The 13,647-nt window shown below is 72.0% G+C and carries 10 protein-coding genes; 2 read left to right on the top strand and 8 right to left on the bottom strand.

The features are described from left to right. Positions 1 to 1,308, bottom strand: a 1,308-nt coding sequence (locus F2B26_RS04125) for an ABC transporter substrate-binding protein (protein ID WP_235929491.1), incomplete at its 3' end; no start/stop codon positions are given. Positions 1,309 to 1,315: 7 nt separating this feature from the next. After that, entirely contained in the window at positions 1,316 to 3,103 is a 1,788-nt protein-coding gene (locus tag F2B26_RS04130; RefSeq protein WP_159806731.1) for an ABC transporter ATP-binding protein, read from the bottom strand. A gap of 26 nt (positions 3,104 to 3,129) precedes the next feature. Here F2B26_RS04130 and F2B26_RS04135 point away from each other — a divergent pair, with 26 nt between their 5' ends. Beyond that, on the top strand, positions 3,130 to 3,753 hold the full coding sequence (locus F2B26_RS04135) for a PH domain-containing protein (protein WP_159806733.1): 624 nt from the start codon (positions 3,130 to 3,132) through the stop codon (positions 3,751 to 3,753). Positions 3,754 to 3,803: 50 nt separating this feature from the next. Here F2B26_RS04135 and F2B26_RS04140 read toward each other — a convergent pair whose 3' ends face one another. From F2B26_RS04140 to F2B26_RS04165, 6 genes are all read right to left on the bottom strand, one after another. Then, positions 3,804 to 4,868 carry an ABC transporter permease gene (locus F2B26_RS04140; protein WP_159806735.1) on the bottom strand — a complete coding sequence of 355 codons (1,065 nt, stop codon included), beginning with the start codon at positions 4,866 to 4,868 and terminating at the stop codon, positions 3,804 to 3,806. Continuing rightward, a complete protein-coding gene (locus tag F2B26_RS04145; RefSeq protein ID WP_159806737.1) occupies positions 4,865 to 6,394 on the bottom strand; it encodes an ABC transporter permease in 1,530 nt (509 codons plus the stop codon). Before F2B26_RS04145 ends, F2B26_RS04140 begins: the two co-directional genes overlap by 4 nt. 235 nt (positions 6,395 to 6,629) lie before the next feature. Next, a complete protein-coding gene (locus F2B26_RS04150; protein WP_201292601.1) occupies positions 6,630 to 8,441 on the bottom strand; it encodes an ABC transporter family substrate-binding protein in 1,812 nt (603 codons plus the stop codon). Between the two features lie 271 nt (positions 8,442 to 8,712). Further along, on the bottom strand, positions 8,713 to 9,786 hold the full coding sequence (gene ychF / locus F2B26_RS04155; RefSeq protein ID WP_159806741.1) for a redox-regulated ATPase YchF: 1,074 nt from the start codon (positions 9,784 to 9,786) through the stop codon (positions 8,713 to 8,715). Positions 9,787 to 9,841: 55 nt separating this feature from the next. Beyond that, positions 9,842 to 11,401, bottom strand: a complete 1,560-nt coding sequence (locus F2B26_RS04160; RefSeq protein WP_159806743.1) for a hypothetical protein — start codon at positions 11,399 to 11,401, stop codon at positions 9,842 to 9,844. Beyond that, entirely contained in the window at positions 11,371 to 12,150 is a 780-nt protein-coding gene (locus tag F2B26_RS04165) for an ABC transporter ATP-binding protein (protein ID WP_159806745.1), read from the bottom strand. The genes F2B26_RS04160 and F2B26_RS04165 overlap by 31 nt, the downstream gene beginning before the upstream one ends. Before the next feature lie 147 nt (positions 12,151 to 12,297). Between F2B26_RS04165 and F2B26_RS04170 the strand changes: the two genes are divergently transcribed. Then, positions 12,298 to 13,641 (top strand): DNA recombination protein RmuC, encoded by a 1,344-nt coding sequence (locus tag F2B26_RS04170; RefSeq protein WP_159806747.1) that lies wholly within the window; start codon positions 12,298 to 12,300, stop codon positions 13,639 to 13,641. The last annotated feature ends 6 nt before the right edge of the window (positions 13,642 to 13,647 follow it).

A 13,647-nucleotide genomic window follows, 5' to 3' on the forward strand; every position in this document is an offset into this window, starting at 1 on the left:
GCCGCTCGCGCTGGCCCCGGCAGTCGAGGCGAGCGTGGTCGGGTCCAGCGCCCCGAGGAACCCCGCCCGGGCGGCGGCGGCAGCGGCCGGGCCGTCGGAGGCGTAGCTCGAGGGGTCGAACGCCCCGCCGCTCTTCTCCCCGACCTGGAGCTGGAGCACGCGGTCGTCGCCGTCGACCACGGTGGCACCGCCGAGCCGGTCGAGCGCCGCGCGCACATCGGCCGTGTCCACCGGCGCGGCCACGTCCACCTCACCCGTCCCCAGCGCCGCGACCTGGTCGAGCGGCGCGAGGTCGGAACGCACGACGACGCGCGTGAACCTGGCCCGGTGGGCGCCGGAGTAGGTGGGGTTCGGCTCGAGGACGACCTCACGGTCGGGGGCGACCGAGGTGATGACGTAGGGCCCGTCGTCGACCGCCGCGGACGGGTCGCCGGCCAGGGCGCCCGCGTCGGCCGCCGTCCGCCACGTGCGCGAGATGGCGACCAGAGCGGTGCGGTCGTCGTGCACGATCGCGTCCGTCACAGCGGCGGCCCAGTCGGTTGACGAGGCCGACGGCGAGGGGGCCGACGGGGAGGCGGCCGGTGCCGAGGCCTGCGGGGATGCCGGCGCGGCGCCGGTCGACGTCGGGTCCGTGACACCGAGACCCGACGCGCTCACCTGCGGGGTCGGTGCCGCGGTCGAGGTCCGGCCGAGTGCGAGCCGGCCGATCACGTGGGCCGGCAGGTTGACGTCGAGCGCTACCTGCCAGTCGGCCACCGGCTGGTCGTAGACGAGCGTGAGCGAGTGCGCGTCGAACGCGGGGGTCGCCGTCGCGTGCACCAGCGCCGGGGACGTCGCGGCGAAGGCCACCTGCTGGTCGAGGGCGGCGGGGTCGGTGAGCGAGCCGTCGGAACCGAGCGTCGGCACCGCCTCGTCGAGCTGACCGGACCGCGCCGCCCACTCCAGCAGCAGGTCGGCGCCGGTGACGGGGACCCCGTCGGACCAGCGGACGCCGTCGGCGAGGGTGTACCGCACGGTGAGCGGGGAGTCGGAGACCTTCTCGACCGTGCCGAACGACGGGTCGGCCACCGCAGCACCGGCCGCGTCGAGCGAGGTGAACCCGGTGTGCGTCAGCCCCCGCACGAGCGTGCTGCCAGGGGTACGTCCGAGGGACGTCGCCGCGTTGAGCGAACCGAACGCGTAGCCGACGGCCACCGTCGCCGTGGTCGACCGCTGCTGGTCACCGTGCCCGGTGCACCCGGCCAGCACCAGCGCGAGCACCCCGACGAGTGCGGCCCCTGCGATCCGCTGCCCCGGCCGTGCGTTCATGACGGGCTCAGGACCCCTCGAGCAGCATCGCCCGCAGCTCACGGCGCTCGCGCTGCTTGGCCGGGTTGGGCAGCGGCACGGCGGCGATGAGCCGCTGCGTGTACTGCTCCTGCGGGTTGCGCAGGATGGCGTCCCGCGTGCCCTGCTCGACGATGCGACCGCGCTGCATGACGGCGATCCGGTCGGCCAGCAGGTCGACGACCGCCAGGTCGTGCGTGACGAACAGGCAGGCGAACTTCAGCTCGGTCTGCAGGTTCTGCAGCAGCTCGAGCACGTGGGCCTGGACCGACACGTCGAGGGCCGAGGTGGGCTCGTCCGCCACCAGCAGCTCCGGCGACAGCGCGAGGGCCCGGGCGATGCCGACCCGCTGCTTCTGGCCGCCGGACAGCTCGTGCGGGTAGCGGTTGCGGTAGGACCGTGGCAGCTCGACCTGGTCGAGCAGGTCCTCGATGCGGCGCTGCAGCGCCTCACCCTTCGCGAGCCCGGCCAGGTACATCGGCTCCCCGATCGACTCACCGATCGGCAGCCGCGGGTTGAGCGAGGACGACGGGTCCTGGAACACCATGCCGACCTTGCGGCGCAGCGCCGCGACCGACTTGCGGTCCCGGGTCGACACGTCGATGCCCCCGACCGTGAGCCGCCCCTCGGCGACCGGCAGCAGCCCGACGGCCGCCCGCCCGATCGTGGTCTTGCCCGAGCCGGACTCGCCGACCAGGCCGACGACCTCACCGGGACGGACCACGAGGTCGGCGCCCTCGACGGCCCGGAACGCCGGCATCCGCCCCTGCTTGGGGTACTCGATCGCGACCTGCTCGAGCAGCAGGATCGGGGTGGTGGCGTCGTGGGCCTTCGCGCGCTCGGCGCGACGGGACTCCTCGAGCAGCCGGGCGTTCTCCGCCTCCCGACGAGCCAGCTCCTCGGCGCTCACGTCGACGACGAGGTTCTCGGCCCCGGTCGCCGAGACCAGCGCCGCGGTGAGGTCGATCTCGGCGCCACCCAGGTGCGGGACGGCCGCCAGCAGCTCCTGGGTGTAGGGGTGCTGCGGGGCCGCGAACACCTGCTCGGCGGTCCCGGTCTCGACGATGAGACCGCGGCGCATCACCGCGATCCGGTCCGCGAGGTCGGCCACCACGCCCATGTCGTGCGTGATGAGGATGACCGCCGAGTTGAGGTGGTCACGCAGGTTGCGCATGAGGTCGAGGATCTCGGCCTGCACGGTGACGTCGAGCGCCGTCGTCGGCTCGTCCGCGATGAGCAGCGACGGGTCGCAGGCCAGCGACTGGGCGATCATCGCGCGCTGCCGCTGCCCGCCGGACAGCTGGTGCGGGTAGGAGCGGAACGCCTTGGCCGGGTCGGGCAGCTCGACCATCGTGAGCAGCTCGATCGCCCGCTCGGCGGCCTGCTCGTGGGAGATCCTGTCGTGCAGCCGCAGCGTCTCGACGATCTGCGCCCCGATCGTGTAGACGGGGTTGAGCGCCGTCATCGGCTCCTGGAAGATCATCGCGATCTGGTTGCCGCGGATGTTGCGCATGCGCGAGGCCGGCATGCCCCGCAGCTCCTCGCCGTTGAGCTTGATGGAGCCGCGCACCCGGGCGTTCTTCGGCAGCAGGTCGAGGATCGCCATCGAGCTCACGGACTTGCCGGAGCCGGACTCGCCGACGATGGCGAGCACCTCGCCGGCGGCCACCTCGTAGTTGAGGCCGATCGCGGCCGGGACCCAGACACGGTTGACGGCGAAGTCGACCGACAGGTCACGGACCTCCAGCACCGGCGGCTGGGGGGAAGTCGTGGTCATCGTGCTGCTCCTGGGATCATGGCCGTGTGCCGACGAGCGACGAGGTGTGGACGTACCGACCGCGCAGTGCGATCCCGGCCACGGTGGCGGTGTGGCTGCTCGCCGCGGGGATGACCGCTGCGCAGGGTGCCACCGGAGGCGCGGCGGGCGCGCTGCGCGCCCTGCCGTTCGCCCTGGCCGGCGCGCTGGCCGGTTGGCTGGTGTTCTACAAGCCGTACGTGCGGGTCGCCGACAGCGGGATCCACGTGGTCAACCCGCTGCGCACCTACGACGTGCCGTGGGGCGCACTGGTCGACATCCGCACCCGTTTCACGTGCACGCTCGTCACGCCGAACGCCGTGGTCGAGGTGTTCGCGGCGCCCGGTCCCGGTCGGCACGTGGCGGCCTCGGCCACCGCGTCCGACCTGCGTCGACCCGGCGCGGGTCGCGGCTCCCAGCAGCTGCCGATGGACGTCGGCGAGCTCCCCCGCAGCGCCTCCGGCACGGTGGCCGGCGTCGTGCGCCGCCGCTGGCAGGAGCTGGTCGAGACCGACAGGCTCGATCCCGGCTTCGCGGACGTCCTCGAGGTCCCCCGCAGCACGGACGGCCGTGCGCTCGGCGCGCTGGTCGCTCTGCTGGTCCTGGGGGCGATCCTCGTCGCGCTCGGCTGACGAGGCGCCCATCGCGGCGCCGACGGCGGGCCCCACGACGACAGCGCGGGTCATCGACCGTCCCCGGGCTCGGGCGTCGTCCCACCGTCCTGCGCCGGCGCGGCGGTCGCCGCCGTGAGCGGGGCGGGCACGTCGACCTGGGCCTGCTCCTTGACCCGACGCAGCGAGACCTTCTTCTGCTGCGGGTCGAACGCGTCGCGCAGCCCGTCACCGATGAAGTTGATGGACAAGCAGATGATCACGATGAACAGACCGGGCCACCAGAACAGCCACGGCCGCGTGGAGAACGCCGCCTGGTTGCTCGAGATGAGCAGACCGAGGGACGTGTCCGGCGCCTTGACCCCGAAGCCGAGGTAGGACAGCGACGTCTCGAGCAGGATCGCCGAGGACATGAGCAGCGTCGTGTTCACGGTGATGACGCCGACCGCGTTGGGCAGGATGTGCTTGAAGATGATCCGCCCGGACGAGGCGCCCGCCAGCCGCGCCGCGTCGACGAACTCCCGCTCGCGCAGCGACAGGAAGTCGCCGCGCACGAGCCGCGCCATCCCGGTCCACAGCACGAGACCGAGGAACGTGCCGAGCAGCACGAACCCGGCCTTGAGGTTGTACCCGATGACGGCGCCGAGCAGCAGCACCGGGACGATGATGACGATGTCGGTGAACCGCATGAGGACCGACTCGACCCAGCCCCGGAAGAAGCCGGAGGCCGCGCCCACCGAGACGCCGACGACCGCCGAGATCACCCCGACGAGCACGGTGATGACCAACGAGATCTGCGTGCCGCGCATGGTCATGGCGAAATAGTCGCGCCCGACGCTGTCCTGGCCGAACGGGTGCTCGCCCAGGGAGAAGGGGAACAGCTGCAGCGTCGGCTCACCACCGTCGATGAGCTTGGGGGTGTCCTGCCAGGTGTACTTCCACCACCCGTGCCACGCGCCGATGCCCACCGAGGTGAGGGCGATCAGGACGACGAAGGCCAGCAGCGCGACGGCGATGAGTGCCGCGGTGTGGCCGAGGAACCGCTTGCGGACCAGGGCGCCCTGGCTCATGCCCTTGAGGTCGGCGCGGACCTCCTGGCTGTCCAGGGAGTCGGTCATCCGTTCGGTGGTGCTCATGCCTTCACCCTCACGCGCGGGTCGAGTGCGGAGTAGGCCAGGTCGGCCAGGAGGTTGAACGTCACGGCGGTGATGCCGACGATCAGGAACGTGCCCATCACCGGGTTCGGGTCCTGACGGGTCAGTCCGGTGACGAACAGGGCGCCCATCCCCTTGAACGAGAACACGTTCTCGGTGATGACGGCACCGCCGAGCAGCTGTCCGATGTCGAAGGCGACGACCGTGGCCAGCGGGATGAGCGCGTTGCGGAACGCGTGCCGGGTGACCACGACCCGCTCCGACAGACCCTTGGCCCGTGCGGTGCGCACGTAGTCCTGACCCATCACCTCGAGCATCGAGGCCCGCGAGTACCGCGTGTACGACGCGACCGAGATGAGCACGAGCGCCGTCGTCGGCAGCACGAGGTGGGTGAAGAAGTCCAGCCCCGAGGTCCAGAAGTCACCGTTGAGGTTCGGCGTCTGGGAGCCGATGGTCGCGATCGGGCGACCCCGGGTCGCCACGACGTAGGCCGGCCACGACTGCATGAACCGGTCGAGCAGCACGAGCCCGGCGACGAGGAACGACGTGAGGCCGGCGGCCTTCATCGACTGGCGACGGTCGTAGCCGCCGAACAGGTAGCCGGCGAGCACGCCCGCACCGATGGCCGCCAGGCCGAGCAGGACGATGAGCCACAGCGTCGCCTGCTCGAGCAGCGGCGCCAGTGCGTACATCGCGATGAGTGCGAGCACGACGGTCGTGAGGCTGGCGTAGAGCGCCTGCCGGTTCTGCAGGCCGGCGAGCAGGGCGGTGATGCCGATCGCGATGCCGGCACCCGTGAGGGCCACGAGCACAGGCCCGAGGCCCGGGTACAGGAACCACTCGCTCACGCCGAGGTAGTACAGGACACCGGCCCCGACAGCACCTGCGACCAGCGCGGTGATCCCGCGCCTGCGCCAGCTGCCCCCCAGGAGCAGCGGCCAGACCAGGGCCGAGACGACGCCGACGGCGGCGATCGCGGTCCCGGAGATCACCGGGTGCGCGAGGAAGTCGTTGAACCGGATCGCACCGAACTCCTTGAGGAGCACGGCGACCCAGAAGACCGGGAGCGAGAAGAAGAGGAACGCCACGAACGTCACCGTGTAGTCGAGCGCCGAGTACTGGCGCAGCGCGGTGACGATGCCGACGGCCACGCCGACCACGATGGCGATGAGCGTCGCCCCGGTGACCAGCTGGAGCGTCGAGGGGATCGCCGTCGACAGCGCCGTCGTGACCGGCTGCCCGGCGAGCGTGCTGCCGAGGTCGCACTGGCCGGGGATGACGCACTTGACGGCGCCGCCCAGCCAGATGAAGTAGCGCACCGGTGCCGGCACGTCGAGGTGCAGCAGCTCCACTCGCTGGGCGATGAGCTGGTCCTTGTTGGCCTTGGTCGACTCGCGGAACTCGGCGAGCGGGTCTCCCGACACCGCGACGAGCATGTACACGAGGAACGACGCGCCCAGCAGGACCAGCAACGACACCCCGAGGCGTCGCATGACGTAGGAGAACATGACAACTCGCTCTCGCCTCACACCGGGCACCTGAGCCGGTGCGGCGTGCGCAGCGTGCCGTGGCGGACCACGACCGGATGGACAGGGACTCGCCGGCCGGTGACGGCTCGACGACTGGCGACAGAACTCTAGTGCCCGTCGCGCGGGACCCCTACCCCCGGACGCGACAGCGCCGGGGCCACAGCAGTGCTGCAGCCCCGGCGCTGTCGTTCACACCGGAGGTGTGGGGGTCAGATCAGCCCTTGACGGACCACTGCCACACGTTCCACCAGACACCGGCCTGGTTGGGGTTGTAGACGTCGATCCCGGCGACCCGGTCGGAGACCGCGTCGATGCCGACCGACTGGAACAGCGGCAGGCCGTACGCGTCAGCGAACGGGAACGGGTCGATCTGCTTCTCGATGTCGACCTGCTTGGCCGGGTCGAGGGTGACGATCAGCTGGCTCGTCAGGGCGTCGACCTTCGGGTTCGAGTAGCCGTTGTAGTTGCCGCCACCCGTCGAGGAGAAGATCTGCGGCACACCGGAGACCCCGATGCCCGGGTTGATCCAGCCGAAGATCGAGGCGTCGTACGAGCCGTCACCCAGGCGCTTGCCCCAGGCAGCGTCGCCGTTGTCGACGACGGTGAAGCCGGCGTCGGTCGCGCTCTTGGCGATCAGCGTGTAGGCGTTCACCCGGTTCGGGTTCTTGATGTTGTAGAGGATGCGCACGGTCGGCGACGTGACGCCGGCCTCGGCGAGCAGCGCCTTGGCGCCGGCGACGTCGGGCTCAGCCGGGTACTTGTCCGAGCCGTTCGCCTTCGCCGAGTCGGTGTAGGCGGCCTGGGCCGGGACGAACAGCTGGGAGTTGAGCACCGCGGCGTCGGACTTCAGCGGGGTGACGATGGCGTCGAGGATGGCCTGGCGCGGGATCGTCTTGAGGAAGGCCTGGCGGACCTTGAGGGCCTTGGCCTCGTCGCCGCCGTAGGTCTTCGCGTCGAACGGGCCGCCGTTGTTGAACGTCAGGTCGACGTGGTCGTAGGCGAGCTGGTCGCCCTGGTGGAGCGTGGCGTTGCTCACGGCCTTGAGCGCGGTGAGCGTGTCGGCGTCCGCCTGGGGCGAGATGACGTCGACCTCACCGTTCTTGAGCGCCTGCACGGCCGCGGTCGAGTCCGGGATGGTGCGCATGATGATCGAGTCGAGCTTCGGCTTGTTGTCGCCGACGTACGCCTTGTTCGGCACCAGGGTGACCGACTGGTTCTCGACCACGTTGGAGACGATGTACGGGCCGCTCGAGACGTACAGGTCGGGGTTCGACGGGAGCGTCGTGGAGTCGTAGCCGGTGTTCCAGAACGTCGCGACGGCCTCGAGCTTCGGGTCCGCGGCGGTGGCGGTCGGCGCCGAGTCGGCGAGCGACTTCAGCAGGTCCGTGAGCGCCTTGGCGTCGGCCAGACCGGAGTTCTTCGCCACGATGTGGGCCGGCTCCTCGGCCGACAGGGCGATCTCCCAGTCAGCGGCCGGCTTGGAGTAGGTGAGCGTGATCGACCGGCCGTCGTCGCCGATCTTCGGGAACGAGGTCAGACCCAGCGTCCCGGTGTCGCCGGCGTAGTCGAAGTACGTGACCTTGCCGTCCTTGCTGTTGTAGTGGCCGGAGTCGACGGCCCAGGAGAAGACCAGGTCGTTCGCGTCGACGGGCTCACCGTCGGACCACTTCACACCGTCGTTGACCGTGTAGGTCACGACCAGCGGGTCCTCGGAGTCCACCTTGTAGGTGCCGAAGGAGGTGTCCTTGATGACCTTCGGGTTCCCGGCGGCGAAGGACGAGCCATCGGTGTAGTTGAACCACGAGCGCGTCGGGTACGAGATGACCTTCGAGTTGATGTCGGTGTTGCCGTTCGAGGTGTTCGGGTTGAAGGAGCTGAACGAGTTCGTCTCCGCCACCGTCACCGTGCCGCCGGTCGCCGCCGCGCTGGTCGTCGGGCTCGCGGCCGGCTTGTTCGAGCACGCGCTGAGCACGAGCGTGCCCGCTGCGAGCACGGCCAGACCGGCACCGATTCGCCTGATCTTCACATGTCCTCCTGGGATGGGGTGGGGGCGCGAACGCCCTCCGAGCGATGGCACGGCGAGGCAGCCGGGACCACCGTCAGTTGGTTCAAAGTAGTCACACACCACGTCGGACATCCGACCTGGAGCCCGCCGCAGGGGCGATCGTTACCCGATTGATACTGCTCCGGCGTGTTCCACCATGCGAGACCCGGGTTTGTGTTACGTGCCCGAAACAACTGGTCAGGGAGCCGACGCCCCACGACGACCACGTCGAGGAGGGCGCGGCCGCCACCGGTCACACGTTGAAGCGGAACTCCACCACGTCGCCGTCGACCATGACGTAGTCCTTGCCCTCGATGCGGGCCTTGCCCGCCGAGCGCGCGGCGGCGATGGAGCCGGCGGCGACCAGGTCGTCGAAGGAGATCACCTCGGCCTTGATGAAGCCCTTCTGGAAGTCGGTGTGGATGACACCGGCGGCCTGCGGGGCCGTCCAGCCCTGGTGGATGGTCCAGGCCCGGGCCTCCTTGGGGCCGGCCGTCAGGTACGTCTGCAGGCCCAGGGTGTGGAAGCCGACCCGGGCCAGCTGGTCCAGGCCCGACTGCTCCTGACCGCTCGCCGCGAGCATCTCGGCGGCCTCGTCGGGCTCCAGCTCGGTGAGCTCGGCCTCGAACTTGGCGTCCAGGAAGATCGTGTCGGCCGGGGCGACGAACGCCCGCAGGTCGTCCTGCATGGCGGTGTCGGCCAGGCCCTCGTCGTCGGTGTTGAAGACGTAGATGAACGGCTTGGCCGTGAGCAGCGAGAGGCCGGCGAGCTCCTCGAGATCGACGCCCGAGCCGTCCAGCACGCCGCCGGCACCGAGCACCTCCTGGGCGCGCACCGCGGCCGTGAGCGCCGCCGGCTCGGCCTTCTTGGCCCGCACCTCCTTCTCCAGGCGCGGCACCGCCTTCTCCAGCGTCTGCAGGTCGGCCAGCGCCAGCTCGGTGCGGATCGTCTCGATGTCGTCGCGCGGATCCACCCGGCCGGCCACGTGCACCACGTCCGGGTCGGCGAACGCCCTGGTCACGACGCAGATCGCATCGGCCTCGCGGATGTTGGCCAGGAACTGGTTGCCCAGCCCCTCCCCCGCCGAGGCACCCTTGACGATGCCCGCGATGTCGACGAACGACACCGTGGCCGGCACCAGCCGCTCCGAGCCGAACACCTGCGCGAGCTGTCCCAGCCGCTCGTCGGGCAGCGGCACCACCCCGACGTTCGGCTCGATCGTCGCGAACGGGTAGTTCGCCGCGAGCACGCTCGCCCGGGTGAGGGCGTTGAACAGGGTGGACTTGCCGACGTTGGGCAGACCGACGATGCCGATGGTGAGAGCCACGACAGGCCAGTCTAGGTGGGCCCCGGACCGGGCCGGACCCGCGCGGACCTGCGGCTCAGAACGAGGCGAGCTGGGCGAACAGGGCCGGGGCGCGCCGCTCGAGCGTACGCGCACCGATCCGGGCGCCGAGCAGCAGGACCACCACGCCGATCCCCAGACCCAGCACGAGGGTGAGCAGCCCCAGCAGCCACGAGCCGCGCACCATCGCGACCACCCCGAGGACGAGCACCGGGGAGGCGAGCAGCCCGACCCCGGTGAAGCCGGCGAGCTGGCTGGTCATCGCGGCCATCGACGCCCCCTGCGGTGTGCTGAACGGGTTCTCGCCGGGCTGGCGCGCCTTGTAGACGACGAGCGCGGAGACCACCGAGGCGCAGCCGAGCGCCACGAGCAGCAGCCCGAGCGTCATGCCCAGCAGCGCCGGCAGCGCGTCCAGCCGGTGGGCCAGCGCCGCGGACGCCACGGTGAGCACCACCGATCCGGGCACCCCGACGACCAGGGTCGAGACGATCCGCCCCCAGCGGTCCGCCGCGGCGGGCACGGGTGCCGACAGGTGCATCCAGAAGGCGCTGCCGTCGTAGGCCAGGTCCGCCGACACGGTCCAGCCGAAGATCATCCCCGCCAGCGGGCCGACGGCGACGACCATCCCGCCCCCGGGCATCGCGACGAGGAACACCACGAGCAGCAGCGGCAGCGTGATGACAGCCATCGAGTACCGGGGGTCGCGCCGCCAGTAGGTGAGGCAGCGCGCGGCGATCGCACCGGTCGGTGTGCCGGGCAGCCGTCCGAACCAGCCGAGCCCCTCGGCGCGCGCGCTCTCGCCGCCCCCGGTCGGCTCCACGGCGGCCCGGGTGAGCGCCCGGTCCCAGACCGCGACGAGCACCCCCAGCGTGACCAGCGCGATGAGCAGCCGCAGCGCGGCCCCGCCCCACTGCCCCTGCGCCACGAGCGCCGGCACCGCCCAGGCGGCCCCGAACGGGGTCCAGCCGGCGACCTCACCGAGCCTGTCCACCCCGCCCGCGCCCAGCCGCGTCACCACGCCGGTGAGGCCGGTGAGGATCGGGCCGAGCAGCATGAGCGGCAGCACCATGACGACGACGAGCACCTCGCGCACCCGGCGCCGGCCCAGCACGGCCGCGCCCAGCGAGGTCGTGGCACGTGAGCCGACGACGGCCGTGGCCAGTGCCAGCGCCATGCACGGCACGGCGACCAGGGCGGCGACCGGCTCGTGCCACCACACCACCACGGTGGCCAGGCACAGCACGGCGGTGGCGACGCCGGGCACCCCGACCACCCCGGACAGGGCCAGCCCGACGAGCAAGGAGCGCCGCGGCACCGGATAGGTGGCGAACCGCGTCGGGTCCAGCGTCGCGTCGACACCGAATGCGACCAGCGGCACCACCCACCAGCCGAGCACGAGCAGCGCACCGAAAGCCGGCACGACGCCCGCGCGCAGCGCCACGTCCTGCGTGCTCAGCGCGACCAGCCCGACGACACCCAGCACCAGCAGGCCGAGGGCGTACAGGGCCGCGAAGGCCAGCCCGACCTGCTGCCAGACGCTGCGCCGAAGACCGTTGAGCAGGAGGGTCAGCTTGAGGCGGACGAGGTGCGCAACCACTCCAGCCCCTCCCCCGCACTGCGTCCGCCGACGAGCTGGACGAAGCGGTCCTCCAGCGTCGAGCCGGCCCGCACCTCGTCGACCGTGCCCGCGGCGAGCACCCGCCCGCCGGCGACCACGGCGACGTGGTCGCACATCCGCTGCACCAGGTCCATGACGTGCGAGGACACGATGACCGTGCCACCCGAGGCGACGAAGGCCGTGAGGATCTCGCGGATGTTCGCCGCCGAGACCGGGTCCACCGCCTCGAACGGCTCGTCCAGCACGAGCAGCCGCGGGGCGTGCACCATCGCGGCCGCGAGCGCCACCTTCTTCGTCATCCCCGCCGAGTAGTCGACGACGAGGGTCGCGGCGTCCTGCTCGAGGTCGAGCGCGCGCAGCAGGTCGTCGGTGCGTGCGACGGCCGTCGTGCGGTCGAGGCCGTGCAGCAGGCCCGCGTAGGTGATGAGCTGGCGCCCGCTGAGCCGGTCGAACAGGCGCACCCCGTCGGGCAGCACGCCGAACAGGGACTTCGCGCGGATCGGGTCGGCCCACAAGTCGACGCCCTCGACCAGGACGGTGCCCGCGTCGGGCCGCAACAGCCCGGTCGCCATCCGCAGCGTCGTCGTCTTGCCTGCGCCGTTGGGACCCACCAGGCCGTAGAACGAGCCCGCGGGGACCTCCAGGTCGATGCCGCCGACCGCGACCTTGGTGCCGAACCGTCGCCACAGCCCGGTGAGCCGGACCGCGGGGGGTGCTGTCACATCCATGACAGCCACCCTAGGACCCGGCGTCCGGGACCTGCGCCGCGGGTCGGACCGGCCGGGCCCGCTCGCGGGGCTGCCGGGCACGCGGGACGTGCGGGCGGGTCGGCGACGCGGGGCGGGCGTGTCGGTGCCCGGTGGGAGCCTGCGGCCATGACCTCGTTGCTCATCGGGCTGGCCGTCGGCGCACTCCTCGGACTCGTGATCGGCTGGTTGGCGGCCGGCCGGCGGTCGCTGGCCGCCGTGCACGCCGCCCAGGTGCGCGCCACACGCGCCGAGGCCCAGCTGGAGGCCGCCGTGGGCGGTGACCGGGACCGGTTCGCCGCGCTCGCCGGGCAGGTGCTCGCCGGTTCGACCGACCAGCTCGTCCGGGCCGCCGAGCAGCGCTTCGCCGCCGACCACGAGGCGCAGGTCGGTTCGCTCATGGCCCGTGAGCAGGCGTTCCGCATGCTGCTCGAACCGCTGACCCGCACCCTGGACGAGGTCCGCAGCCAGCTCACCGCCACCGAGCAGGCCCGGGCGGAGGGGCACGCGGCCCTCGGTGCCCAGGTCGCTGCGATGCGCCAGGACGCCGAACGGCTGCGCAGCCAGACCGACCAGCTCGTCACGGCGCTGCACGCCTCGCAGGTGCGCGGCCGGTGGGGCGAGGTGCAGCTGCGACGGGTCGTCGAGGTCTCCGGGATGGTCGCCCACGTGGACTTCGTCGAGCAGGAGCACGTGCGCACCGACGACGGGTCGCTGCGACCGGACATGGTGGTGCATCTGGCCGGCGGCAAGCAGGTCGTGGTCGACGCCAAGGTGCCGTTCCTCGGCTTCCTCGAGGCCGCCGCGACCGACGAGCCCACGGCCCGGGCCGCCGCGATGGCCGCCCACGCGCGTCAGCTGCGGGCGCACGTCGACGCCCTGGCCGCCAAGCGGTACTGGGAGCAGTTCGCCCCGACGCCCGAGTTCGTCGTCATGTTCGTGCCGGTCGAGTCGTTCCTGCCCGCCGCGCTCGACGTGGACCCGGCGATCGTCGACTACGCCTTCGAGCGCCAGGTCGTGCTCGCCACCCCGACCAGCCTGCTCGCCCTGCTGCGCACGGTCTCCTACGCCTGGCGGCAGGACGCGCTCGCGCAGAACGCCCAGGCCGTCCTGGACCTGGGCAAGGAGCTGCACGGACGGCTCGCCACGATGGGCTCGCACCTGGCCCGGCTCGGGCGGACGCTCGAGACGGCGGCCGGCGCCTACAACCAGACCGTCGCCTCGCTCGAGACCCGGGTCCTGGTGAGCGCGCGACGGTTCGCGGCGCTCGACGTCGTCGACGCCGAGCTGGCGACCCCGCCGCCGGTCGACCTGCGGCTGTCCGGGGTCGGCGCACCCGAGCTGCTCGCCTCGGTGCGGGACCAGGTCGTCGCCCTGGGCGAGCCCGCAGCCGGCGACCGCGACGCGGCCGACGACGGGCCGGCGGTCCCGGCCGACGACTCACCGCAGACGCGGCACGCCGAACCGGCCTGAGGTTCG

Origin of the sequence: Cellulomonas citrea (assembly GCF_009829685.1) — a bacterium.
In the GTDB taxonomy this organism is placed as follows: Bacteria; Actinomycetota; Actinomycetes; order Actinomycetales; family Cellulomonadaceae; genus Cellulomonas; species Cellulomonas citrea.